Genomic DNA, 24,627 nt, shown 5'->3' with positions numbered 1-24,627 from the left:
GTTCGCCTTTCTACCACAAACCGGTTTGTCCGATTTTTTTGGCCACCTTGTTTACAGTCAGCAGCAATGCCAGGCCGATCACGGATTTGAACAGGCCGATGGCGGCCGTGTAATCGTATTGGGGCACCATCGCGGTCAGTCCCTGTTTGTAAACGTAAGTGTCGATGACTTCCGACGTGCGCAAATTCAACGGATTTTGCAGCAGCAGCACTTTCTCGAACCCGATGTCGAGCACATGTCCGGTGTTCAGAATGAACAGCGTCACCGCGATCGGCAGAATGCCCGGCAAGTCGACGTAGAGAATGCGCTGCAGCTTGCTCGCGCCGTCGACGATCGCCGCCTCGTGCTGGGACGGATCGATGCCGGCCAACGCGGCAATGTAGATCACGCAATTGAAGCCGATCGTCTGCCAAATTTCCGATACGACATAAATCGTCTTGAAGTATCCCGGCGTGCCCATGAAATTGACGTGCTCGAAGCCCAGCCAGCCGATGATCAGGTTCACGATGCCGGTGCGCATGGCGAGAAACTGCAGAATGATGCCCGCCAGCACAACGACGGAGATAAAATACGGCGCGAACGTGATCATTTGCACGGATTTTTTGAACAGGCGTTTGCCCGCGTAGTTTAAACTCAAAGCGAAAATGATCGGCAGCGGAAATCCGGCAAGCAGACTGTACAAGCTGAGCCCTACCGTATTCCGTAAAATTCTTCCGAACTCGTACGAGCGGAAAAAGCGTTCGAAGTGCTCGAAGCCCACCCAACCGCTGCCCAGAATTCCCCTGGTGACCGAAAAATCCTTGAATGCGATCTGCGCGCCGTACATCGGTCCGTACTTGAAGATTACAATGTAGGCGAGCGGCAGCGCAATCAGCGCGTACAGCTGCCAGACTTTGGCCATCTGCCTGAGCGTTTGCGCGAAACCCGCTCTCGTGCCGGAAACCATGTTGTCGAACACCTCCCTTCGAATCTCCGAACCTCTTCAAGGCTCCGTCTGTTATTGCGTCTGTTGCTGCGTCATCGGCCGTGACACGATTGAGTATAAGAAAACGCTTACGAAACTGGCAAGGTGAAGTTCCCGAAAATGTGCAGCAGCCTTTTTTCGACGATGTGCAAACGCTTTCGGCTTGTGCACGGCTTTAGATTGAGCCGCCGCCGCAGCGCCCGAACCGATATGCGTCTGCCGAAAATACGCATTTGCCGCGTAGTTGTCCGCCTGCGCTTTCCATCCCGCGCCGCGGGCGGTAATATACAGGCGACAGGCCTGCCGGAAACGAAGCGGGCGGCGGCGATTTGGCCGACGCTTCTCTTCCAGCGGGCCTGCAAATTCACAATGAGGAGCGATATCCGGCATGCCAATCGATCGTTTAGCGCTCGTGCGCCGTCATAATCCCGTCGTCGACCGTTTCGACCCGGGCGCCTCCCTGACGGTCGGCAACGGCGACTACGCGTTTACCGTCGACGCGACGGGGCTGCAAACCTTTCCCGCACTGTACGAGAACGGCGGCGTACCGCTCGGCCATTTGTCCAACTGGGGCTGGCATACTTTTCCGAACCCGGAAGGCTATCGGATGGAGACGTTTAAGCCGACGCACTTCCGCACGTTTAACGGACGCAGCGTCGGGTTTCCGTACGCGCCGCGCGGAGCGGAGCGCACTGCGGAGTACGATTGGCTGCAGGCGAATCCGCATCGGCTGCATCTGGGCCGAGTCGGCTTCCGCTTGCGGCTGCCGGACGGCGGGGAAGCCGCGGCCGCGCATCTGACCGACATCCGCCAGACGCTCGACCTGTGGACCGGCGTGATCGTCAGCCGGTTCAGCGTGGGCGGACGACGAACGACCGTGCGCACCTGCTGCCATCCCGAATCGGACTTGATCGCGGTGCGGATTCGTTCCGAACTGATCGGCGCCGGAGCGCTGCAGATCGCATTCCGTTTCCCGTACGGCAGCGGCTCCTTCTCCGCCCCGCCGGAATGGCAGCGGCCGGAAGCGCACACGACGGAATTGGCCGATATCTCGCCTCGCGCCGCGCTGCTGCGGAGAACGCTCGACAGCACGGCATACGAGATGGCAGTGGCCTTCTCCGGCGGCGCATTCGCCCGCGGCTCCTCCGACGATCCCCACTTGTTCCTGCTTACGCCTGAATCGGGCGATTGGGAGAATGGCGGGGCCGGCGGCCGGGAGGGGGGCGCGGATCCTGACAGCGAAGATGGCGGAGAACATTTCGAGTTCGTTTTCCGGACGGCTTCCTCCGGGGCCGGAGGCGCGCTGCCCGGCTATGCGGAGACCGAAGCGGCCAGCGCCCGGTATTGGGAAGCGTTCTGGCGCGGGGGCGCGGCGTTGGAGCTGGCCGGAAGCGCCGACCCCCGGGCGTTCGAGCTGGAGCGGCGCGTCGTGCTGTCGCAATATTTGACCGCCGTCCAGTCTTCGGGCAAGCTGCCGCCCCAGGAATCGGGGCTGACGCACAACAGCTGGTACGGCAAGTTTCATCTGGAGATGCATTGGTGGCATGCGGTCCACTTCGCGCTGTGGGGGCGGACGGAGCTGCTGGAGAACAGTCTGGTCTGGTATATGGACATTATGCCCCAAGCGCGGGCTTTGGCCGCGGCGCAAGGGTACGAGGGCGCCCGCTGGCCCAAGTGCGTCGGCCCAGACGGTGTCAACGGCCCCTGTTACATCGAGCCGTTCCTCATCTGGCAGCAGCCGCATCCGATCTATTATGCCGAGCTGGCCTATCGGAGCGGCGGCCGGTCGGCGCTGGAGCGTTACGGCGAGCTGGTGTTCGCGACGGCCGATTTCATGGCTTCGTTCGCCGAATGGGACGAACGGGGACGGCGTTACGTGCTGGGACCGCCGGTCGCCCCGGCGCAGGAAATTTACGATCACGGTTCGACCGTCAACCCGACGTTCGAGCTGAGCTACTGGGCGTTCGGGCTGACGGTCGCCTTGGCGTGGAGGGAGCGGCTCGGACTGCCGCCCGTCGACAAATGGACCCAAGTCGCCGCCGCCCTGGCGGAGCTGCCGACGACCGACGGGCTGTACGCCGCGGCCGAAACCGCTCCGGACACGTTCCGGGACGAGACCGGCGCGGATCTGATCGATCACCCGACGATGCTGGCTCCGCTCGGCATGCTGCCGGGAGGCCAGGCCGACCCGGAAACGATGCGGCGCACGCTGCACGAAGTGATGCGCAGATGGACCTGGGACCATACATGGGGCTGGGACTATCCGCTGACCGCGATGACCGCGGCCCGGCTGGGGGAAGGCAATCTGGCGGTCGACGCGCTGCTGATGGAGCGCGGGAAAAATACGTATTTGCCCAACGGTCACAATTATCAGCGGCCCGATCTGTCGGTCTATTTGCCGGGCAACGGCGGATTGCTGACCGCGGTGGCGATGATGGCCGGAGGATGGGACAACGGTCCGGACGCGCATGCGCCCGGCTTCCCGCAAGACGGATCGTGGAACGTGCGCAGCGAAGGTTTCCTCAGGATGCTATAAGGGAGATTGGGCTGTCAGGCAGCGCGACAGCAATTGCATCGCGCCGCCCTGCCGAAAATATTATGGAATCCGTTCGGCTCGGGATTCGGGGCCTTCGGCGCGGCCCGGTGCGGATTCGCTTTGCAGCTTGCGATAGGCGATCGGGGTCGTGCCGAATTCCTTCTTGAACACGTAGTAAAAATAGTTACTGGAGCTAAAGCCCGCGGCTTCGGCGATGTCGTGAACGAGCATGTCGGAGCTGCGGACGAGCTCTTCGGCTTTATTCAGCCGACTGCGGTTGACCAGCTCGTGAACGGTGAAGCCCGTTGCTTCCGTAAACAGCTTGTTCAGATGGCTGACGGAGTATTGGAGCCGCTCGGAGACGTCCGACACCGAGAAGTCGACGCGGCGGTAATGCTCTTCGATCATTTTGAGTCCCTTGTCCACGGTTGCGGCGTTTTTGCTTCTTTTCGCCTCGGCCTTGTCGCTCAGCGCGCCGGAGAACAGGCCAAGCAGCCAATCTCGTATTTCGGCCGCGGACTCCATGCCCGCAAGCCGGGCGTAAGCTGCGTCGTAACGCAGCGGAGCCGGCGGCCGTCCTTGGTTAGGGAGCGTGCGGGCGCTCTTCATGATGTTTGCCGCCGATTGCGCTATTATCGCGTAGACATCTTTGTAGAAGCAGTCTTGCAAATGCGCCAGCAGTCCGTCGATCGCCTCCGCCACCTTGCGGGGACGGCACAGTCTAAGCTCGTCGAGCACGGCCTTCTCCTTGTCATGCGGATACTCCTCGGCGTGCAGTGCCGGCAGGTCGCCGAAGGCGATCGCGGCCCCGGGACCGCGGAAAATCCGGTAGTGGGTGGCCGACAGCGCCCCTTCGTAGGAAAAGGCCGCTTCCGCCAACGATGCCGCAGGCTCGCCGATGCCGATCGTGACGCTAAGCTTCAAATATTGCTGAATATGGCGCTGAACCGTCTCCAGCGCTATCGCGAGGTTCGCCTCGCCGCCGGGAGCGAGCCCGAGAATCGCGGCAATGTGATCTTCGCCGATGTCGACGCAGACCGCCCGGCAGCGCCCGGACAATGTCTCCTCCGCGATGTTGGCCATGGCGTATCTCAATAGATAGCGATGTTCCCCGTCGTACGTTGCCTCGAACTGCCGATAACGATCGATCCGCAGCAGGACGACCTGTATCCGATCCGATTCGCCGAACGGCAGATCGTGATCCTTGACCGGAATCTGCCGGGAGGACCGGGTCGCATCGTGACCGAGCAGCAGACTGCGGAGCAGTTGGTCTCGCAGCAGCTTCCGGGTACGGCGGGAGAAGCTTTCCAGCGTTTCGTTTTTTTCCACCATGACCTCCAGCACCCGCGAGACCGTGCCGATGTCTCCGTCCGGGGCCGCGTGGCCCATGCCCTTCAACTGCTTGACCGCCAGCAGGGTCAGAGAGCGGATCGGAAAATAGATTTTGCGGGAGAGCAGCACCGACGCGGCAAAGCTGGCCGCAATCAGGCAGGCGCCTCCGATCAGCGTCAGGTTGCGGATGTCGATCAGGCTTTTGAACATCGTCGTATAAGGATAAATGCTGACGAAAACGAATCCGGTGCTCTCCAGATTCGTTCTCTGCCAGGTGAATACATATTGTTCTCCTTCGACCTTCTCGATGAAGCTGCCCGAGGCGGCTTCGCCGGAAGCTTCGATTCGGCCGCGATAGCGGAACCGCGACGTCTCATCGGCGAAGGACGCTTCGTCCGCGGCCGTCACGAAACGGCCGTCCTGCTGCAGGATGACGAGCCGGTTCCACGGGTCGTCGGCCATCTCGGAGACGAGGCTTCGGAGCTGGCCGCCGTCCAGATTGATGATCATCGCTCCGAGCACATGCCCGCTGACCGAGGACGGCTCGGTCACGATCAACGAGAGGGCGGGAACGCCTTGGGGCAAGCCGGGCATCGCGTCCCGCAGAAGATACGGAATGCGGGGCGAGCTGTAGCTGAAATTTCTTACGATATCGGTCATTTCCCGGTCGGGAAAACGTTCGAGGTCCGAGTTGGGATAGCGCGAGGAAATGACGGTATCCAATTGTAGGTTGTATAAGTAGATGGAATGGACGATCGGGTTCATCTGGATGAAACGGTTCATTCGCGTCGTCAATTTGTTCTGGTCATAGACGTCGAGCTCGTCTCCCGAAAACATGGCCGGAAAAATGCTGTCGTCGTAATACAGCCCGTAGCCGCCCTTGACGGTGGAGGTGTAGAGGTAATTGGAGATGTTCTGGGTCTGGGCCAGCAGCTTGCGTGAAAGCGCGTCGATCTCGTCCTTCATGACGCGTTCGGCCCGCCAATAGTAAAAGCCGAAGGCGAACAGCACGTTCAGCAAATTAATCAGCATGAAGGACAGCAGCAGCTTGGCGAACGTGCTGCTCCGCGCATGCCGGGCAGACTTTCTCAATCCTTCGAACAGGCTCATACGCACGTCCTCCTGAAAGCGCTTTAGCATAGGGGTACGCCCAGCCGGTCTTCGACGGCCAGCTTCCCAGGCAGCGAGCGTCCGGTTTATGCGAACGTTCGCATTTAAATATAGGATATTTTCCATTTGCCTGTCAATCGCTTTTTGTTCATGGTTTGGTCCGTCTGCAAGGATGAAAAACCGCGCATGAACCGCGCCTCCGATTGTCAGGTTGCATCTATCGATCGGAGGCGCGGTTCTCTTAGTTTCCGACGGGAGAGCAAGCCTGGACCGCCAAGATCCGGTCGACGACCAGCGTGCGGAAGCCGCGCTTCCGGACGTCGTACACGCGCGCCTTGCCGTTGCGGATCGAGAACAGATCGACCCGGCGCATCGTGAACTTGCCGCTTGTGTCTACGTAAATCAAATCGACCTTTTGTCCGACGCACTTCTCGATAACCGATGAATTCACCAGAAGGAATCAACTCCATGACAGGAACATTTGTTCTTATTTTAACGAATGGAGCAGGCAATGGCAAGGGTCCATCGGCAGGGTTTCTTTCGTCGCTTTTTCTCGAATCGCCAAAAAGAGGCTGTCCGCAAGCCAACTGCTTGGAGGACAGCCTCTTCATAATAGGCTCTTCTTTACGAAGGTTCCGTCAAATAACGCCCGACGATGCTCAAGAACACCTTGGCCGACTGCAGAAGAGCGCGCTCGTCGATGTCGAAGCGGGGATGGTGATGCGGATAATGCGTCCGCTCGTCTTCTCCTCTTGCGCCGACGTACAGGAAGGAGCCCGGCTTGTGCTGCAGATAATATGCGAAATCCTCGGCTCCCATGCGCTTCTCCAGGTCGACGATCGCGGCATCCGGCAGGGTGCCGGCGACAGCTTCGCGAACGATGGCGGTTTCCTTGCTATGATTGACGAGAGACGGATAACCGTTCATATAATCGACGCGGATGGACGCGTGGGAGGAGCGGGCGACGCCTTCGGCAATGATCCGCACCTCTTGCTCGATCAGCGCTCTGACTTGGGGATCGAAGGTGCGGACGGTGCCTTCGAGCATCGTTCTGCCGGCGATGACGTTAAAGGCGGTGCCGCCCTGGATTTTGCCGACGCTGACGACGGCCGGATGCATCGGACCGACTCTGCGGCTGACGATCTGCTGCAGCTGTCCGACGAGCTCGCAGGCGATCACGATGGAATCGACGGATTCGTGCGGACGCGCGGCGTGCCCGCCTTTGCCCTCGACATGGATCGTAAAGGCGTCCACGTTCGCCATGAAGGTGCCGTCGCACAGTCCGATCTGGCCGACGGGCAGCTCGGTGGCCAAGTGGATGCCGAACACGGCATCGACCCCGTCCAGGCAGCCGTCGGCAATCATGGCTTGGGCGCCTCCCGGCGGCTTCTCCTCCGCATGCTGGAACAGGAAGACGATCGAGCCGCGCAGCTTCTCCCGCTGCTCGCTGAGCAGGGTGGCGACGCCAAGCAGCGAGGAGGTATGGCCGTCGTGTCCGCAGGCATGCATGACTCCGGGAACGGTGGAGGCGTACTCGACGTCCTTCTCGTCCTGGATCGGAAGCGCGTCGAAGTCGGCCCGGAGCGCAATCGTCGGGCCCGGACCGGCGCCGCGCAGCACGCCAACTACGCCGCCTCCGCCGACTCCCGTCCGCACCTCAAGCCCGAGCTTCTCCAGCTCCGCGGCGATAAAGGCGGGGGTGTGCTTTTCCTCGAAGGACAGCTCGGGCCGCTGGTGCAAATATCTGCGCCAGCTCACAATCCGGCTGCCGAGCCTGTCCTCGATTTCCCGATGCCATTGGCCAATCAGATGTTCTGTCACAGGTGATCGTCTCCTTTTATAGCCTACTAATCCGAGTTATAAAGTTAAGTATAAGCGATCAAAACAAGGGCGGGCAAGCGTCAGGCGGAAGAAGCCGGCAATTGGAACGATTTGCTATAATGGGGAAGAGCAATGTGATCCATTTTGCTCTTATTTCCTCTTTTTTGCTTTCATACGCATGAAATAACATGTTATATTATGATTGAAATTGAAAGTCGAGGTGCATGACTTGCTTCCCATTCAACGCAAATCCGCGATTATCGAATATTTGTCCAATGAAGGCGGCTGTACGATTAAGCAGCTTAGCGGGATCTTGAACGTGTCGGAGATGACGATTCGCCGGGACCTGAAGCAGCTGGAAGCCGGCGGCAGCGTGATTCTGTCGCACGGCGGGGCTGTGCTCGCTCCGGATTATGTGAAGGAACCGAAGGCGCTCGATAAAGAAAACCGGAATCGGGACGTCAAGGAACGGTTGGCTTCTTATGCCGTAGAGCATTTCGTGAAAGACGGGGACGTGCTTGTTCTCGAAGGGGGGACAACTGTCTCCCGAATGGCTTCGTATCTGGGGGGGTTCTCCCAGTTAACCGTGCTGACGAACGGATTAAGCACGCTGAACTCGCTAAGGGAGGAAGCCGGACGGCATGTCGTGCTGTGCTGCGGAGGAACGCTTCGGGAGCAGTCCGGGACGTTCGTCGGTCCCGTCGCGGAATCGTTCTTCGATCAATTCCATGCCGACACCGTGTTCCTGTCCGGATTGGGGTTCACGCCGGAGACCGGCTTTACGGACCCGAATTTGCTGGATACCCGGGTGAAGCAGGCGATGATTCGTTCCGCCCGGCAAACCGTCATGGTGCTGGACTCGTCCAAATTCGGGGCCAGATCGTTCACGACGACCGTCATGGCGCCGGAGGTGTCCGCGGTGATTACGGATAGCGGCATCCCGGCTGACCTCGCAGAGTATTTCAATCGCCGCGGCATTCCTCTGCATCTCGTATAGAGGGGTCTTGTCTGAATTATCTCCGATAAGAACGCGTTCACCGTCCTAAAGACGACGAAGGCGTTTTTATTTGAATAACGATGTTATAAAATGATAATATGTGTTACAATGTGATCGGATGGATTTGATTATAAGGAGGAAACCACACAAATGTTAACAGAGAACGCAAAAAAGAAAAATTATAACTTGGCGCCGGCCGTACAAGTCAAACATATGGACTCCTATGCGTGGCAGGGCTACGACTCGATTGCGAAAGAGCTTCAAGCTCGGATCGACGGCTTGTCGCATCGCGCTGCGGTTCTCGTAATCGAATGTTATCCGACCGTGCGCCAGGAGGAGATTGTGCAGGCGATCCGCTCGCGGCTGAACCCCGCGAAGATCGTCCGTTCCGATGAGGCGGCGATGACCGGGGAACAAATCAAAGCGCGAGTTCAGCGTTATTTGACGGACGATCGGGTATTCGGCCATCTGTCGCCGTATACGATCGATGAGTTTTATCCGCAGGATCGGCTGGAGGAGCTAAGAGGCGAAGTAAGCTCGGTTACGGACGGACTCGTGGTCGTGATCGGCTTCGGCGCTTCCTTGGTCGCGGAGGGAGATATTCTCGTCTACGCCGACATTGCCCGCTGGGAAATTCAGCAGCGCTATCGGTCCAAGGAGTTCGGCAATTGGCGTATGGACAACCGGGAGGAGGACACGCTTCGCAAATATAAAGCCGGCTTCTTCTTCGAATGGCGAATGGCGGACCGTCTGAAACGCAAGCTTTTCTCCCGAATCGATTATTACCTGGACACGAATGTGAAAGACGATCCGAAGATGGTCACCCGGGAGGCGTTGACGGCCGGGCTTCGGCAGACGGCTTCCCAGCCGTTCCGTCTGGTTCCCTATTTTGACCCCGGCGTATGGGGAGGCACATGGCTGGAGGAGCATATCGATCTGCCGCCGAAAGAGAAGCCGTACGCATGGGGCTTCGACGGCGTCCCCGAGGAGAACAGCCTGTATTTCCAATACGGCCCGGTTCGCGTGGAGCTGCCGTCCCTCAATCTGGTGTTTTTCCAGCCTCGCGAGCTTCTCGGAGACCGGGTGTACGCCCGCTTCGGAGCGGAGTTCCCGATCCGGTTCGACTTCCTGGATACGATCGGGGGCGGCAACCTGAGCCTGCAGGTTCACCCGACGACGGACTATATCCGCCAGACGTTCGGAATGCCCTATACGCAGGATGAGAGCTACTATATTCTCGACTCCAAGCCGGGAGCGCTTGTGTACCTTGGCTTGAAGGAGGACGTCAACCCCGAGGAGATGATGCGGGACTTGCGGCGCGCGCAGGCCGGAGAGCTGTCGTTCCCGGCCGAACGATACGTGAATACCTATCCGGCCAACAAGCACGACCACTTCCTCATTCCGGCGGGAACGATTCACTGTTCGGCGGCGGATTGCATGGTGCTGGAGATCAGCGCGACGCCTTACATTTTCACCTTTAAGCTGTGGGACTGGGGCCAGATCGGCCTGGACGGCAAGCCTCGTCCCGTTCATCTCGAGCATGGCGAGAAGGTTTTACAGTGGGACCGTACGACGTCGTGGGTCGAAGAGCAGCTTATCAACCGGGTCGATCAAGTCGGAGAGGGTGCGGGCTGGAGCGAGGAAAGAACGGGGATGCACGAATTTCAGTTCATTGAAACCCGGCGCCACTGGTTTTCCGAACCGGTCCTGCACGAGTCGAACGGAAGCGTTCATATGCTGAATCTCATCGAAGGCGAAGAGGCGGTCGTGGAAAGCCCGAACGGAGATTTCGAGCCCTTCGTCGTCCGGTTTGCGGAAACCTTCATCATCCCGGCTTCTATTGCCAGCTATACGATCCGTCCCAGCGGCCCGAGCGAAGGCAAGAAGATTGCCACGATCAAAGCTTACGTTCGGCCTTGATCCGGACATCGCCGGCTGCAGCCGCTCCCCCTAGGCCGGCCGGTTCGCAGGATACGCTCGCGCATGCGATCCGGGAGGTTCTCTGCTGCCTGTGGAAACATCGGCAACCCTTGTGGTAACATCAAGGGAAGAGAGCGGCGGATAAAGCGGGGGGACGGAGAATGGCGACCAACATACGGGATGTGGCGAAAGCGGCCGGCGTGTCGGTGGCGACCGTGTCCAAAGTATTGAACGGCTATACGACGGTTAACGAGCAGACGAAAGAGAAAGTGTTGAAATACGTGAAGGAGCTGCAGTTCCGGCCGAACCAGGCGGCCAGGTCCCTGGTCGGCCGCCGTTCGATGACGATCGGGATTTTCCTGACGACGGGATTGGCCCACCCGTTCTTCGCCCGGATTCTGGTGGGAATGGAGCAAGCTCTGCAGGCGAAAGGCTACGATCTGATCTATCTGGCCCAGATGTCCTGGGGCAAGGAGTACAGCTTTGTTCGGCATTGTCAGAGCCGCAATGTCGAAGGGGTTGTCGTCTTCGGCTTCCAGCATGAGGTTACGGATTTCGGAGAGCTGATCGAATCCGACATTCCCGCCATGTTCATCGATCTGGACATTCGGGAAGGGCGCGCCGGATTCATCAGCTCGGACAACCGGGAAGCGACGGAGCGGGCTGTCGCTTACTTGGCCAAGCTGCGGCATCGCAGATTGGCGTACATAAGCGGCAACAAGGATTCCTACGTGGATATCCATCGGTTCGCAGGGTTCCGGGCGGGATTGGAGCAAGCCGGCATTCCCTATCGTCAGGAGTACACGGCGGAAGGGGATTTCACCCAGGAGGCGGGATATGCGGCGATGCAGCGCTTGCTGGCCCTGCCGGAGCCGCCGACGGCTGTCGTCTGCTGCTCGGACATGAGCGCGATCGGGGCGATCGAAGCGATCCGGGAGGCGGGGATGTCCGTGCCGGAGGACTTCTCGGTGCTCGGATTCGACGATATCGAGCTGGCCGGATACGTGAGGCCGGCGCTGACGACGGTGCGCCAGGATATGATCGCGATCGGCCGGAAGGTGATCGAGCAACTGGACGCGCTCATTACCGACGAGACGCTTGACCCTCCCGCGGCGATCGTACAGACGGAGCTGGTCGTGCGCGATTCGTGCGGTCCGGCCAAAGCCGATTAGATTAGGCGAATAAGGCGATCCCCCAGCGTCTCCATGTGCGGAGAGCGGTCGGGGGATCGCCTTTTTGTTAGGGCGGCAACGTAAGGATCCTATTCGCAAGAACGCCGAAGGCAGAATAGTCGCGACTAAGCTTCCTCGCGCAATTCCTCGAGCAGGTTCGCCTTCTCCATTCTTCTGAGCGGTCCTTGAACCGAGATTACGCCGACAAGCAGGGCGGCCCCGCAAGCGATCAACGACGCTCTCCAAGGGAATTCGAACGGGAAGTCTTGAACGCTGCCGCTCAGCTGCCCATAAAGCAGGTAGCACAATCCGGCTCCGAGCAGGATGCCCCAGAAGCTGCCGATGACGCCGAACCAGACGCCTTCCGCGGTCGCCATCTTGCGAATCTGCCCCATCGTCATGCCGACGGCCTGCAGCAGACCGATCTCCCGGCGGCGAAGCAGCAGATTCGTCTGTACGGTGTTGATAATGTTGAGACTGCCGATGACGCCGATGACAGCCAGGAAGCCGTAGACGAAGATTCGCATTTGCAAGTTGAAGTTGCGCGTCTGCTTCTGGGCTTCGGCATAATCGATCAGTTGGCTGCCGGGATGCGAGCGCGCAATTTCCCGCAGCTTCGCGCGAATCGGCTCCGCGTCCGCTCCGTCTCGAAGCGCAACCTCCAAGCCGCGCCGCTCGGCGTCGTAATCGGAGGGAGGATATTCCCCGGCCGCCCCTTCCAGCAGCTCGGCGAATGTCGATCGCGTCCCGATAATCGTTAACATGCTGCTGGAGTAGGACGCATCGAACGGCGATTCCGTCAGTATGCCCGCTACCGTCACCTCCCGGATGTCCGGGTCCTCTTCGGCCGAACCGGCGTTGGCCCAGACGGCGATTCGATCTCCGACCCGGTAGCGGGTCAAGTCCATAATCGCTTTTTTGCCATTGTTCGTGAAGGGCTTGATCGTCTGGAGGAGCAGCACGTTGTCGCCTTCCGCCAGCCGTGCCGGATCCGTCGTCCCCGAACGCAAGTATTTGGAAGCCTGCTTCAGCCTTGCCTCGTCGTAAACCAGCACCCGGGTCGGAATTCGGCTGTTTTCTTCGCCTCCGACATTCGTTTTCTCGTAATCCGTTTCTGTGATCGTTCGGATGCCGCCGCCCAACTTCGGCTCCGGCACGAGAGAGAACAGGCTCATTCTGTCGTAGACGCCGTAGACGGCTTCGACTCCGGGCAATGCGGCGATCTCTTCCATCAGCGCATCGGGAATCCGTTCGCCGGGCGCAGGAACGTTTCCGCTCTTGTCCGGGAGCGCGGTCCTGGTCAACCGGAAGGCGATTCTATCGTCCTCGTTCGTCGTTGTCGTTAGGGTCAAGGCCTGCTGCGTAAAATAGTGGAACACGATAAACAACAGGATGCTGATCACGATCGAGAAGGTAGTAATCCGAAATTTCGTCCGATTGCGCCGAATGTTGTTTGACGCCATGCGGCCTTCGATTCCGGCCAGATTCAGGAGCGAAGGAATCCGCAGCTTGCGATACGTTTCCCGAACGATCCCTCCCGCGCCTTTGGCCGCGTCGACCGGCGAGACGCCGGATGCCTTGCGCGCCGGGAGCCAAGCGGCCAGATAGACGGCGATGTAGCCGATCGCGAGGCTGCCTGCGAAAATCCACCAATGGAACGTCAGCTCGAACGTCTCCATCATCAGAATTTTCAATCCGGCCTGCATCATCAGCCATAACGCCAACCAAAGTCCGAACCCTCCGATCAGCAGGCCGGCGGGAACGCCGATCGTGGAGAGAACGGTCGCTTCGCGCAGGACCAGGCTGCGGATTTGCGCCGGCGTGGCGCCCAGCGTGCGGAGCAGGCCGAACTGGCGGACGCGTTCCAGAACGGCGATATGGAAGGCGTTATAGATTACGGCGACGGTCGACAGTACGACAAGACCGATCAAGATGCCGAAAATGACGGCGAGCGCCGTGTTCAGACTGTCGTCTTCCGATTCTCCGAGATAGGCGAGCAGGGTGTTATTCGTGAACAGACTGGAATTCAGTCCGGTAAAGTCGTCGATCTGCGCGCTGATATCCACTCCGGACTTGAACGTCAGAAGGAGCATCGCCCTCTCGTCGATCGTCCGGCTCGCGGAATCCGCCAACGTAAACGCACTGGAATTGCCGTTAACCTGACTGTTTTTCTTGTTGTTGAGAATCCCCACGATGCGGTAATTCCGCTGGTTTCCGTTCGGATCGGTCAATTGCGCCGAGCCGTCCAGACCGGGATTTCCCGGGAGTCGTTCCAGGATCCATTGCTCTACCGCAAGCTCGTCGGGCGACGCCGGAAGCCGCCCTTTATTCAGATGGATAGGCAGCAGCTGCAGGGCTTCGCTATCCGCTTCTTCGACCGTGACGGCAACCGAATCCTCCAGCGGACTGCTCTCCCCATGGCGGTAATACCCTAATTGGTCTACGAGCACATGCTTCCGCAAGGAGGCGTAAAGCTCGGAGGTCGGCTCGCTGTAGGCGAAATGAAAAGCGCCTTCTTCGTATTTCACGTTCCGGATCGAGTTGTCTTTAAGCGTCTGTCCCATCGTCCCGAGCGCGCTGATCAAGGCCGCGGACAAGACGATGCCGACGATCGTCAGAATCGTCCGCTTGCGCTGCTGTCTTAAATATTTTCCCGCCATCGCGCCGTAGCTTCTCATGCGTCCCTCCCGCGACCTTGCGTGTCGCTCAGGAGCTTGCCGTCTTGAAGATGAAGCACCCGATCGGCTTCGGAGGCGATGTTCATGTCGTGGGTGATGATAACGACGGTCTGATGATACTGCCGCACCGCCAGCTTCAGCAGCTCGATCACTTCCCGGCCGTTCGCGGTGTCCAGATTGCCGGTAGGCTCGTCCGCAAGGATGATCGCGGGCCGGTAAGCGAGCGCTCTCCCGATGGCGACCCTCTGCTGCTGGCCGCCGGACAGCTCGGAGGGCAGATGCTTCCGTCTCTCGTGAAGGCCGAGCGTGTGGATCAGATCGTCAATGTACGCTCTGTCGGGCTGCCGGTGATCGAGAAGAAGCGGGAGCCGAATATTTTCCTCCACGTTCAGCACGGGAATCAGATTGTACGATTGAAAAATAAACCCGATTTTGCGCCGCCGGAACACCGCCCGCTCCTTCTCTTTTAAAGAATAGAGATCTTCCCCGTCGATGTGCACGTAACCGCCGCTGGGCTTGTCCAAGCCGCCGAGCAGGTGCAGCAGGGTGCTCTTGCCCGAGCCGCTCGCGCCCACCACGGCCACGAATTCCCCCTGATTGATCTGGAAGGAAACCTGTTGAAGCGCGTCGACCTGCATCGTTCCTTTGCCGTAGCTCTTGCTTAAACCGTCTACGCTGATGACGTTCATGTTTCTGCTCCTCCGGTGTTGGATTCGCGCGAAGCCTGGCCGGCTTCCCGACTGTGAATCCAGTATAGCGACGCCGTCTTACAGGCTGAAGGGGAGCCCGCTTACAGTTTCGTAAGATTCGCCGTCTTCGACGGAAAAGGGTGAAGCGGCAGCGTCGCGTGGAAAATGGTGCCCCCCGCTGCGCCGGAGGTCGCGGACAAGACGCCTCCGTGCTTCTCCAGAATCAGGCGGGCGAGAGGCAGTCCCAGGCCGACTCCGCTGCCTTCGCCGGACGTCCGGTAAAATTTCTTGAAAATATGGGGAAGGTGGAGCGGGTCGATTCCCGGCCCCTGATCCTTGACTTGAAGATGGGTGAACGTCAGCGTCTGCTCCCACTCGACGACGATGTCGCTACCGGGCGGCCCGTGCTCGATCGCATTCTTAAGCAGATTGGACAGCGCCTCCCCCAGCCAATGGGCGTCATGAGGGATTGAGAGCGAAAGGTCGGAGTCTCCGACGAGGATGCGAATGCTCTTATCTTCCGCGAGCCTCTGCACGGAATGGATCGATTGCTTCACGGTATCGATTAGCGGGGCCGTCTTCACGTTCAGCTCCAGCGCGTCGGCTTCCAGCCGGGCCAGCTTGAGCAAGGTCTGAGTCAACCACTCCATGCGATCGAGCTCGCGGCGGCACCTGCCGATAAACTCGGCGGCATGAAGCTCGTCGAGTTGGGTCTCCTGAAGCAGATCGGTGTAGATCATCAGCGAGGCCAGAGGCGTTTTCAATTGATGGGAAATGTCCGCCACGGTTTCTTTCAGGAACAGCTTCTCCCGGCGAAGCTGGTCGATCGTCTCCTTCAGCCGCTGGGAGAGCTCTTGGGCTCCGCTGGCCAACAAGCCGATATCTCCTTCCTCGTAAAGACGATAGGAGATCGGTTCGTTGCGTTTCACCGCGTCTTCCATGGCGACCGCCAGCTTGCGAAGGACGCGGGATTGGCGCACGTTCTCGCGGTAGAGCAGCACTGCGGCCAGCGCGAAGAAGAGACCGCCGCCGATCAGCAGGGTCCGAGTCGTTCGGCTGCGATAATCGCCGATTGCGGGAAGCCAGCGGGCGTCGGTCTCCGCGCTCATGCCGTAGCGTTCGAGCAGCCGTCGACCCTGCGCCGTCAGGCTCGGGGAAGCTTCTTCGGAGGCCGCCAGCAGCGCGAACCATTCCTCCGCCCATTCCGGGCGCTCCTCCGCCAGGCTGCCGAGCAGAGCGGCTTCGCGGTCCAGCCATTCCTTCTTCAGCTTCTCGGCGGAATGATGGCTGTAGAGCAGGGAGGAACCAAGGAACAGCAGGAGGAGCGCGGACAATATCAAAGCAAGCCTCCGATTCGGAGGGTTGCGCCACTGCCTGGCCCATTCGGCTTTGTCGTTGTCTAGACGTTCCATCGATATCCGGCTCCTCGGACGGTCACAATGCATTGTGGGTTCTGGGGATCTTCTTCGATCTTCTCCCGCAGCCTGCGAATGTTGACCGCCACCGTATTGTCATCCAGCACCTCGGCGCCGTCTGGCCACGCGTGGCGAAGAATTTGATCCTTGGACAGCACCGCGCGGGGATGCGTCATGAACAGCAGCAGCAGGCGGAATTCCGTCAGGCTTAACGGAATATCCCGTCCGAGCTTCTCCAGACGCATTTCGCCGACGTGGAGCGCCAGTGGTCCGGAAGCGACAATATCCTCCTTCCGTTCGGCAGGACCTCTGCGGCGAAGCACGGCCTGGATACGCGAGAGGAATTCGCGCAGCCGGAACGGCTTCGTGATGTAATCGTCGCCGCCCAGGTCCAGCCCGCGGACAATGTCGAATTCCTGATCGCTCGCCGTCAGGAAAATAAGCGGGAGGTCGCGTTCCCTGCGGACTTCCTCGCAGAAGTCGAAGCCGTTGCCGTCGGGAAGCTGGACGTCGAGAAGGAGCAGATGAATCTCGGCGCCGTGCAGGGCGAAGGCGGTTCTCGCTTCGTTCAAGCTGCGCGCGCCGAGGACCTCGAAGCCCTCCTGGCGCAAGGTAAATTCGATGCCGCGATGCAAGGAGTCGTCGTCTTCGACGAGCAAGATGCGGAGGCTCAAGGTTTAAGCGCCCCTTTCCGTGAATTGCAATTCTTCGGTCCTAGCTTGATAGTCCCAGGTTTGTCGAAAATTTAAGTGGAAATGAGCGTTTGAGCTCGACAGCATTCTACAAAAAAATGGATATTTTTGTCCTATAATAAGAATAGTTCGATTATCCTAACGTTAGCGACGAAGTATGACAAATTTCAACGACGATAACGATTGCGGAAAGGTGCGGCCAGATGACGACATTGGAGACTACCGAATTAATAAGGCGCCTCCAACTGCTGCAGAGCCGATTGTGCGAAATGGCGAACGACCTCGGCAATCTGACCGATCCGGAGATCGTAGCGGTCAGCGAGGAGGCCGATCGCTTGATTGTTCAGCTTCAACGTCTGCGCAAGCAGGAGGCGGACGTGCGGAAGCGGAATAACGCCTGCACGGTTTCCTTGCTACCGGCTGCGCAGCCTCCGGAAGAAATCGGTGAGCAAAGCCGAACATTCCTCTTGAAGCACTCCTGACGTCCAGGGAGAAGCGTGATTAAAGCGGGAATCCTGCAGCAGATCCATTAAGGTGCCCGCGCAGCCGGCTTTCGGATCGGAGGCTCCGTATACGACGCGCTCCACGCGGGATTGCAGAATCGCTCCCGCACACATCGGGCACGGCTCAAGGGTGACGTACAACGTGCACCCCAGCAGCCGCCAAGCTTGGAGATGCTCGCTGGCCTGTCGAATGGCGATCATCTCCGCATGCGCGGTCGGGTCGCGGTCGCGCTCCCTTAAGTTATAGCCCGCGCCTACGACGACCCCGTCGCGAACAACCACGGCGCCGATCGGAACCTCTCCCAACGACTCGGCATACCGGGCTTGCCGGATCGCTTCCTTCATCCAAATTTCATCCTCAACCGTACTCATGTCCATTCCCCTTACTCCACGAACGTGTATTCGATGTTAACATGCTGTGCACAAGTCTGTGGATAAACCCCTAGTTACCCACAGACTTATACACAGATTATGTTTATAACGGTGTGAATAACTGAATATAATTGTATCAGGTTGGCAAATAAGTTCAAATTCGCGGTTCTCCCGAATATAGATGAGGGAACAACTCGGACAATCTGTCCGGGAAATCGAGGAGGGCATCTCGGATGGAAACGGTGGATTCGGTCTTTCGAAGACATCCCGAGTTTGAACCGACGGGCAAGCTGACCGTGCTCGGGGAGCCGACCTGTTCCGCGGATCGTTTGCTCGCGTATGCGAGGAGAAGAAATCCGCAGGCGCCGGACGTGGCGGAGAGCTATATTCGGCTTGGACGACAATACGGCGTTCGCGGGGACGTGGCTTATTGTCAGGCGGCGTACGATACGAGATGGTGGACCGCCGAGCTTTCCGGTCCGGACTGGGCGCCGCAGGTGCGGGCGCAGTGGGAGGAGGAAGCCGCGATTGCCTCGCGCATCCAGATGCTGTACGCCTTCGCGGCGGCGCAGCCGTGGCCGGCCGAGACGAAGCTGTCGGACGACAGGCCGATCGTTCATATCGAACGCGCCGGCTGGAGAGGCAAAGCGCCTTGCTGGGAGGACCTGAACGGCAAATGGTCGCATTACGGCAACTCTCGTTACGGACAGTACATTGTGGCGATGTGGCGCGGCGTACTGGAGTGGAACGGGATCGGCGTCCCGGCCAAGCTGCCCGTCTATCGTCAGGAGCAGGAGCCCTCTGTCCGGGCGGCTGCGCGGAAGCCCGGCCTGGTAGACTGGTCCTCCTTCTTCAGCGACCAGATGAAATGGCTTCACAACCGCCGTCTCCTGCCCGATCCGGCGCCGCACCCGGAACGCAAGGTGACGTGGGAAGAGCTGGCCGTCCTGCTCCGACAATGGGAAGATCGGGCCATTGCCGATACAATGGAGGAGAAGGAGATGTCCCTCGAGAAAGAAGAAATGAGAGAGCAAGCCATCCGGAAGCAGAAGACGGATTCGGCCGGAGTCGGGTAAATACCGGGTGGGAGCTCGAAGTATTCGTATCCGTATACGAAGCAGACGAATATCCGCTTGAAAAGAAGAAGAACGCCGCGGAGAGAAGCTCCGGGCGTTCCGAAAAGTCAATTCGCGGCATGGCCTTCGCCCGCTATCGCGTTCAGCGCGAGCTCCTGGCCGCCTTCGGCCGGTTCAACGTAATTGCGCAGAATGGAGACTTCGACTCTGCGATTCACGGCTCTGCCGGCTTCGGTATCGTTGCTCTCCAGGGGACGGAATTCCCCGTAGCCGATCGCGCTGAACCGCTTCGGATCGAAGGCTTCGTTCTGGAGCAATATTTTCATAAAGTTGATGGCACGTTTGGAGCTGAGCTCCCAGTTGGACGGGAATTCGTACGTATTGATCGGCTGATTGTCGGTATGTCCGGTAACCAGAATCTCGTAATCCGGATACTGCTGCAGCATGTTGCCGATGGCGACGGCCAGCTTCTGCGACTCGGTCTTGACGGTGGCGCTGCCGGAAGCGAACAACGCGTTATCCCGGATCGTGATCAGGAGCTGCGACTGGTTAAGCTGCGTCTCCAGCTGCGTGGACAATCCGTTCTTCTGGATGTACTTGTCCAGGTCCTGCTTCAGCTTCTCCAGATTCTGCTGTTCTTCCTGCTTCAAGGCTTCGCGGGTTTTGCTCTTCCGCCCGTTGTCGAGGCGGTCCTGGGTATCGTCGGTACGCCGCTTCAACTGGTTGTCTTCGGTAACGCCTCCGGCGTCCAGAATCCCGATTCCGGAGTTCAGAGCGGACTTGAAGGCTTTGCTCAATTCTTCGAACTTCGACGTATTGGCCGAGCTGGCCGCATACAGGACGATGAACAGCGCCAACAGCAAGGTCATCAGGTCGGAATAGGGAAGGAGCCAGGATTCGTCCGCGTGTTCCTCGTGAGGCTCATGCCGTTTTTTGCTCACGCTCTTCTTCCTCCTTCTCGGCGAACGCCAGACGCTCCGTAGGAGTCAGGAACACCAGAAGCTTCTGCTGAATGGCGATCGTGGATACGCCGGATTGAATCGAGAGCAGTCCTTCGACCATCATCAGCTTCAAGTCGATCTCGCGCTTGGAAAGCCGCTTCAATTTATTGGCGATCGGGTGCCAGAGCACGTAACCCGTAAAAATACCGAGCAGCGTCGCGATGAACGCGGCGGCTACGGCGTGGGCCAGCTTGGACATCTCCTCCAGGTTTCCGAGAGCGGCGACAAGTCCGATAACGGCGCCTAATACCCCGAGGGTCGGAGCGTACATGCCCGCCTGGGAGAAAATCTGGGCGCCGCCGCGATGGCGTTCTTCCGTGGCCGAAATATCTTCCAGCAGAACGTCCCGGACGAAGTCTTGCTCGTTGCCGTCGATGATCATGCGCATGCCGTTTTTCAGGAAAGGGTCCTCGATCTCGTCTACGCGGGCTTCCAGAGCAAGCAAGCCTTCGCGGCGCGTAATCGTCGCCCATTCCATGAACATGCCGATCAGATCCTGACGGGGCAGGAGCTTCGGCTCGGAGAATACCAGCTTGAACAATTTCGGCACCTTGGAGAGCTCGGACATCGGGAAAGCCATGAAGACGGAAGCCGCGGTCCCGACGAGAATGATGACGTATGCAGCCGGATTGTTGACCAAGCTTACGATCGGAGCGCCTTTCAGGTACATTCCGAAAATAAGAGCTACCAGACCTAGAACCAAACCAATAATCGTTGAGTTTTTCATCGTACACCCCGGCATATGGAAGAATGTTATGTACGCGACAGGAAAATGCATTTGCAACCGACACGATAATAGGTTTATCGACAGATCAGGTCGAAAGCTTTAGAGATAAGCCCCCTTTTTCGCAAATTCGTCGCAGGGACAAGCCTGAAAGCAAGCCGAATTCGAGGCGAACGAGAGGGAAGAAAGGGAGACTGGGAAGGAGGCCGAAGATGGCGAAATATCCGTTGTTAACGGAAAAAGAGTTGGAGGACGCATGGCCGGCATTGGAAGGGTGGAGGCTCGAAGAGGAGGGCAAATGGCTCGTCCGCAGCCGGGTATTCCCGACCTTCATGGAGGCGATCGCGTTCGTAGACAAGGTTGCGGTCGTCGCGGAGGAGATGAACCATCACCCGTTGATCGGCATCGATTACAAACGGGTCACGCTGCGGCTGACGACGTGGCATTCGGGGGGATTGACCTCGCTGGACGTCGAATCGGCGCAAGCTTACGACCGCCTTTAAAAAACAAAGGGACTGCGGTCTCCTCCGGCGGCAAGCCGAAGGAGAATTCCGCAGCCCGGTTTGCTCCCATCTAGTCGTCTTTGGCGACCTTCGGGAAGAGGGCGATCGCGTACAGCGCCGCAATGCCGACGATGATGTACACGATCTTCGAACCGACCTCATCCGCGCCTCCGAAGAGCTCGCTGACGACGTCGTATTCGAACAAGCCGACCGACAGCCAGTTCAACCCTCCCAGGATCACAAGGATCAGGCTAATGACGTTTAGCGCCTTCATTCAGTTACAGCCTCCTTAATGGGGGTTTAACGCCCTTTTCTGGTGAAACTGCATGACAGGAGCAAACTCATTCTTGGTTGTACTCTATAGTTTTATGAAGGGAGCTTGGCGGTTATGCCATCCCCCGATGCACCATGCAATATACGCTGACGATGCCGTGCACGGCTCTCCGGTCGTATTGATCGGCGACGACGAATCCCGCTTTCTCATAGGTGCGGATCGCCCTGCGATTCCATTTCTCCACTTCGAGGTCGATCTCGGCGGAGGGCTGCCTCCGGGAAGCCTCCTGGACGACCAGCCGGGTCAGATGGGTTCCCCAGCCGCGGTCGCAGCAGTCGGGGCGCAAGCCCATCCCGATCCGGACCGTCCGTTCCATCGGGAACAGCTGCACGTACCCGACCAGCTGCCCGTCCTTCCGGGCGGCCAAATATTGGCGGTCGCGAATCAGGGGATCTCCAAACTCCTTCTCTTGCTTGACCATGTCCTCCCAGGCGGGCCATCTGAACAGATGGTAGGGCTCCGGGTAACGCCAGTCGCATATCGCCCGTCCATCCTGCTCGGTCATCGGCTCCAGCCTGAGCGAGGGTACTGCATTGACGCTCATTATTTCTCTCCTTTCCGAATTCGCATTGGATTTCGCGACGATTCTACGTTCTATTATAGATGACGAGGAACGTGGTATGATAGGGGAGTTGAATGGAGAAAAAGGAGATAGCGTATCGTGGGTAGACTGGTCCTCTTGGGGTGTATCGCCTACTTGGTAGTGGGAATCGGACAGTTGGTTGTAGGCACGGTCATGGAACCGATGGTCGCGTCGTACGGCATCAAATACGGCGACGGCGGACAACTGGTCATGAATCAATTTCTGGGCGGCTTGATCGGAATCGCGCTTGCCCCCTGGCTGATGGGGAAAATCGGCAAGAAGCCTTTACTGTTGGGCGCGCTTGGGATCATGGCCGCGGCCGAGTTCATATACACGTTGCATCCGAAGTGGAGCGTCATGCTGACGACGGCGCCGTTCGCCGGATTCGGCTTCGGAACGACGGAAGCGGTCGTAGGTTCATTCATTATCGGGTCGGCCCTGGGCAACGCGAACGTGGCGATGAGCCGGGTTGAGATTTTCTTCGGCGTAGGCGCGCTGCTTATGCCGTTCGCGGGCGCGGCTCTTATCTCGGGCGGGTACTGGGATTCGGCGTTCGGGCTTGTCGGAGGATTGGCCGCGGTTACGCTGGTGGCCTGGCTGATCTTCTGGCCGACGATTCTGGATCGTCCGGTTGAACATACGGTCCATTCGGAAGCCGGACTGCGGCGCATGCCCCACCGGGGGCTGGCATTGGTCGTGCTGGCCGCCTGCTCCGCGTTCTTCGCCGTCTATGTCGGCTTGGAGATGAGCTTTGTGCATTATCTTCCGTCCCTACTCGTTAACCAGAACGGGCTTTCGGAGTCGACGGCTTCTTTGTCGCTTAGCTTGTTCTGGGGGGCGATGACGATCGGGAGAATGGTGTCAGGGCAAGCGGCGGACCGTTGGGGCGGGGGCGTCTACATGCTGGTGACCTGCGTCGCCGCGGCTCTGATCTTCACGCTGCTGGGCGGGGTAGGCGGCACATGGAGCACCTTCGCCTTGACGTTCCTTGCGGGATTGGCAATGTCGGGGATGTTCGCGATTGCGCTCGTCTTCGCCAACCGCGCCGTACCGGGGATGACCGAACGGACGACAAGCCTGCTGATGGCGTTCGGGGGAATCGGCGGCGCGCTGATGCCGAAGCTGACGGGCTGGTTCCTGGACGAGAACGGAGAGGAAGCGACTCGCTGGCTGTTCGCGGGTTTTGCCGTTCTCATGCTCGCGATAATCGTATGGGCGCTGCTGTCCGCGAAAGCGTTGGGACGGGCTCGTTCCGCTGCTGCGGTCGCGGTGGGCAAGTTGTAGGAATCGAATAAGGAACGAAAGGCGGTCGTTAGGATGAAAAATATCGTTTCCGTAAGATGGGTATTGGCGCGATTGTTCGAGCCGGATTTGGTCGTGGTCGATTGCCGTTTCCAGCTGGGGCAGCCGGAAGCCGGGAGATCGGCGTACGAGGAGTCGCATATTCCGGGCGCGATCTACATGGACTTGGAGAAGGATCTGTCCGGGCCGATCGGCGAGCACGGGGGCCGTCATCCGCTTCCGGACGCGGCCGAGCTGGCCGCTGCGTTCGGAAAGGCGGGCATCGGCAACGATACTCGCGTCGTCGCTTACGACGATCAGGGCGGGGCAATGGCTTCTCGCCTGTGGTGGCTGCTGAAATACTTGGGTCACGAGAACGTATTCGTGATGGACGGCGGCTTCTCGGCCTGGAAGGCGGCCGGATGCCCGGTGTCCGTGGAGCAGCAGGTGACTGTACCCGCGCAATTCCTGGCGACGGTTCAGCACAACATGCTGGTCGAGGTCGAGGAGGTTCGCGAATCGCTGGAAACGGGGCATTACGTCCTGATCGACTCCCGCGAAGCTCCTCGCTATCGCGGCGAAGTCGAGCCGCTCGATCCGGTGGCCGGTCATATCCCCGGCGCCAAAAATCTGTTCTGGGCGGAAGGCCGTCGCGGGGACGGCAGCTGGAAGAACGCCGACGAGCAGCTTGAGCGCTTCGCCGGCGCGGGCTTGTCCCCGGACGACGAGATTGTCGTCTACTGCGGCTCCGGCGTCACCGCCACCCCGAACGTGCTCGCCCTGCAGGAGGCGGGCTTCGGGAAGGTGAAGCTTTATGCGGGGAGCTGGAGCGACTGGATTACGTATGAGGAGAATCCGATTGCGACGGGGGAAGAGTAAGAGCGGGAAGACCGCGTGGGACGCGGAGTATGGGGCTGTGACAGG

The 24,627-nt window shown here is 59.2% G+C and carries 23 protein-coding genes; 9 read left to right on the top strand and 14 right to left on the bottom strand.

Annotated elements, in window-relative coordinates; genetic code table 11:
- Window positions 1-10: 10 nt before the first annotated feature.
- Both ACFFT4_RS21580 and ACFFT4_RS21575 read right to left on the bottom strand, forming a co-directional pair.
- Window positions 11-946, bottom strand: coding sequence for an ABC transporter permease (locus ACFFT4_RS21580; protein ID WP_378050892.1), 936 nt, complete (start codon window positions 944-946; stop codon window positions 11-13).
- Window positions 947-997: 51 nt separating this feature from the next.
- Window positions 998-1,354 carry a hypothetical protein gene (locus tag ACFFT4_RS21575; RefSeq protein WP_378050891.1) on the bottom strand — a complete coding sequence of 119 codons (357 nt, stop codon included), beginning with the start codon at window positions 1,352-1,354 and terminating at the stop codon, window positions 998-1,000.
- Between ACFFT4_RS21575 and ACFFT4_RS21570 the strand changes: the two genes are divergently transcribed.
- Window positions 1,353-3,500 (top strand): glycoside hydrolase family 65, encoded by a 2,148-nt coding sequence (locus ACFFT4_RS21570; RefSeq protein ID WP_378050890.1) that lies wholly within the window; start codon window positions 1,353-1,355, stop codon window positions 3,498-3,500. The genes ACFFT4_RS21575 and ACFFT4_RS21570 overlap by 2 nt on opposite strands.
- 60 nt (window positions 3,501-3,560) lie before the next feature.
- Here the strand turns inward: ACFFT4_RS21570 and ACFFT4_RS21565 are convergent, their stop codons facing one another.
- The 3 genes from ACFFT4_RS21565 to ACFFT4_RS21555 form a co-directional block, all read right to left on the bottom strand.
- The gene (locus ACFFT4_RS21565; RefSeq protein ID WP_378050889.1) at window positions 3,561-5,942 is read right to left on the bottom strand and encodes a helix-turn-helix domain-containing protein; all 2,382 of its coding nucleotides are present in this window, start codon (window positions 5,940-5,942) and stop codon (window positions 3,561-3,563) included.
- Between the two features lie 241 nt (window positions 5,943-6,183).
- Entirely contained in the window at window positions 6,184-6,393 is a 210-nt protein-coding gene (locus tag ACFFT4_RS21560; RefSeq protein ID WP_378050888.1) for a hypothetical protein, read from the bottom strand.
- A 173-nt stretch (window positions 6,394-6,566) separates the two neighbouring features.
- Window positions 6,567-7,751 (bottom strand): M20 metallopeptidase family protein, encoded by a 1,185-nt coding sequence (locus tag ACFFT4_RS21555; protein WP_378050915.1) that lies wholly within the window; start codon window positions 7,749-7,751, stop codon window positions 6,567-6,569.
- 241 nt (window positions 7,752-7,992) lie between these two features.
- On the opposite strand from ACFFT4_RS21555, the gene ACFFT4_RS21550 reads away from it, so the two are divergent.
- The 3 genes from ACFFT4_RS21550 to ACFFT4_RS21540 all read left to right on the top strand — a co-directional run bounded on the left by ACFFT4_RS21550 (window position 7,993) and on the right by ACFFT4_RS21540 (window position 11,852).
- Window positions 7,993-8,760, top strand: coding sequence for a DeoR/GlpR family DNA-binding transcription regulator (locus ACFFT4_RS21550; protein WP_378050887.1), 768 nt, complete (start codon window positions 7,993-7,995; stop codon window positions 8,758-8,760).
- 150 nt (window positions 8,761-8,910) lie between these two features.
- The gene (locus ACFFT4_RS21545) at window positions 8,911-10,680 is read left to right on the top strand and encodes a class I mannose-6-phosphate isomerase (RefSeq protein WP_378050886.1); all 1,770 of its coding nucleotides are present in this window, start codon (window positions 8,911-8,913) and stop codon (window positions 10,678-10,680) included.
- Window positions 10,681-10,841: 161 nt separating this feature from the next.
- On the top strand, window positions 10,842-11,852 hold the full coding sequence (locus tag ACFFT4_RS21540) for a LacI family DNA-binding transcriptional regulator (protein WP_378050885.1): 1,011 nt from the start codon (window positions 10,842-10,844) through the stop codon (window positions 11,850-11,852).
- A gap of 125 nt (window positions 11,853-11,977) precedes the next feature.
- On the opposite strand, the gene ACFFT4_RS21535 is transcribed toward ACFFT4_RS21540, so the two are convergent.
- From ACFFT4_RS21535 to ACFFT4_RS21520, 4 genes are all read right to left on the bottom strand, one after another.
- Window positions 11,978-14,530 (bottom strand): ABC transporter permease, encoded by a 2,553-nt coding sequence (locus tag ACFFT4_RS21535; protein WP_378050884.1) that lies wholly within the window; start codon window positions 14,528-14,530, stop codon window positions 11,978-11,980.
- The gene (locus ACFFT4_RS21530) at window positions 14,527-15,219 is read right to left on the bottom strand and encodes an ABC transporter ATP-binding protein (RefSeq protein WP_378050883.1); all 693 of its coding nucleotides are present in this window, start codon (window positions 15,217-15,219) and stop codon (window positions 14,527-14,529) included. The genes ACFFT4_RS21535 and ACFFT4_RS21530 overlap by 4 nt, the downstream gene beginning before the upstream one ends.
- 101 nt (window positions 15,220-15,320) lie before the next feature.
- Complete coding sequence (locus tag ACFFT4_RS21525; RefSeq protein WP_378050882.1) at window positions 15,321-16,631, bottom strand: sensor histidine kinase; 1,311 nt, start codon at window positions 16,629-16,631, stop codon at window positions 15,321-15,323.
- On the bottom strand, window positions 16,619-17,308 hold the full coding sequence (locus ACFFT4_RS21520; RefSeq protein ID WP_378050881.1) for a response regulator transcription factor: 690 nt from the start codon (window positions 17,306-17,308) through the stop codon (window positions 16,619-16,621). The genes ACFFT4_RS21525 and ACFFT4_RS21520 overlap by 13 nt, the downstream gene beginning before the upstream one ends.
- Before the next feature lie 221 nt (window positions 17,309-17,529).
- Between ACFFT4_RS21520 and ACFFT4_RS21515 the strand changes: the two genes are divergently transcribed.
- A complete protein-coding gene (locus ACFFT4_RS21515; protein ID WP_378050880.1) occupies window positions 17,530-17,808 on the top strand; it encodes a Spo0E family sporulation regulatory protein-aspartic acid phosphatase in 279 nt (92 codons plus the stop codon).
- On the opposite strand, the gene tadA is transcribed toward ACFFT4_RS21515, so the two are convergent.
- The gene (tadA, locus tag ACFFT4_RS21510; RefSeq protein WP_378050879.1) at window positions 17,740-18,201 is read right to left on the bottom strand and encodes a tRNA adenosine(34) deaminase TadA; all 462 of its coding nucleotides are present in this window, start codon (window positions 18,199-18,201) and stop codon (window positions 17,740-17,742) included. The genes ACFFT4_RS21515 and tadA overlap by 69 nt on opposite strands.
- Window positions 18,202-18,434: 233 nt before the next feature.
- On the opposite strand from tadA, the gene ACFFT4_RS21505 reads away from it, so the two are divergent.
- The gene (locus ACFFT4_RS21505; protein WP_378050878.1) at window positions 18,435-19,277 is read left to right on the top strand and encodes a hypothetical protein; all 843 of its coding nucleotides are present in this window, start codon (window positions 18,435-18,437) and stop codon (window positions 19,275-19,277) included.
- 107 nt (window positions 19,278-19,384) lie between these two features.
- On the opposite strand, the gene ACFFT4_RS21500 is transcribed toward ACFFT4_RS21505, so the two are convergent.
- Window positions 19,385-20,218 carry a flagellar motor protein MotB gene (locus tag ACFFT4_RS21500; protein ID WP_378050877.1) on the bottom strand — a complete coding sequence of 278 codons (834 nt, stop codon included), beginning with the start codon at window positions 20,216-20,218 and terminating at the stop codon, window positions 19,385-19,387.
- The gene (motA, locus tag ACFFT4_RS21495) at window positions 20,199-21,005 is read right to left on the bottom strand and encodes a flagellar motor stator protein MotA (protein WP_378050876.1); all 807 of its coding nucleotides are present in this window, start codon (window positions 21,003-21,005) and stop codon (window positions 20,199-20,201) included. The genes ACFFT4_RS21500 and motA overlap by 20 nt, the downstream gene beginning before the upstream one ends.
- Before the next feature lie 209 nt (window positions 21,006-21,214).
- Between motA and ACFFT4_RS21490 the strand changes: the two genes are divergently transcribed.
- Complete coding sequence (locus tag ACFFT4_RS21490) at window positions 21,215-21,505, top strand: 4a-hydroxytetrahydrobiopterin dehydratase (protein ID WP_378050875.1); 291 nt, start codon at window positions 21,215-21,217, stop codon at window positions 21,503-21,505.
- 70 nt (window positions 21,506-21,575) lie between these two features.
- Here the strand turns inward: ACFFT4_RS21490 and ACFFT4_RS21485 are convergent, their stop codons facing one another.
- Both ACFFT4_RS21485 and ACFFT4_RS21480 read right to left on the bottom strand, forming a co-directional pair.
- Window positions 21,576-21,779: a DUF378 domain-containing protein gene (locus ACFFT4_RS21485; protein ID WP_378050874.1), complete on the bottom strand. Its 204-nt coding sequence runs from the start codon at window positions 21,777-21,779 to the stop codon at window positions 21,576-21,578.
- Between the two features lie 112 nt (window positions 21,780-21,891).
- On the bottom strand, window positions 21,892-22,383 hold the full coding sequence (locus tag ACFFT4_RS21480; RefSeq protein WP_378050873.1) for a GNAT family N-acetyltransferase: 492 nt from the start codon (window positions 22,381-22,383) through the stop codon (window positions 21,892-21,894).
- Between the two features lie 117 nt (window positions 22,384-22,500).
- On the opposite strand from ACFFT4_RS21480, the gene ACFFT4_RS21475 reads away from it, so the two are divergent.
- Complete coding sequence (locus ACFFT4_RS21475; RefSeq protein ID WP_378050872.1) at window positions 22,501-23,706, top strand: MFS transporter; 1,206 nt, start codon at window positions 22,501-22,503, stop codon at window positions 23,704-23,706.
- Between the two features lie 33 nt (window positions 23,707-23,739).
- The gene (locus ACFFT4_RS21470) at window positions 23,740-24,582 is read left to right on the top strand and encodes a sulfurtransferase (protein WP_378050871.1); all 843 of its coding nucleotides are present in this window, start codon (window positions 23,740-23,742) and stop codon (window positions 24,580-24,582) included.
- Window positions 24,583-24,627 lie beyond the last annotated feature (45 nt).

This window comes from Cohnella cellulosilytica (assembly GCF_042431195.1).
Taxonomy (GTDB): domain Bacteria; phylum Bacillota; class Bacilli; order Paenibacillales; family Paenibacillaceae; genus Cohnella; species Cohnella cellulosilytica.
Note: the sequence above shows the minus strand (reverse complement) of the source record. Positions and strands in the feature narration are given on the sequence as shown.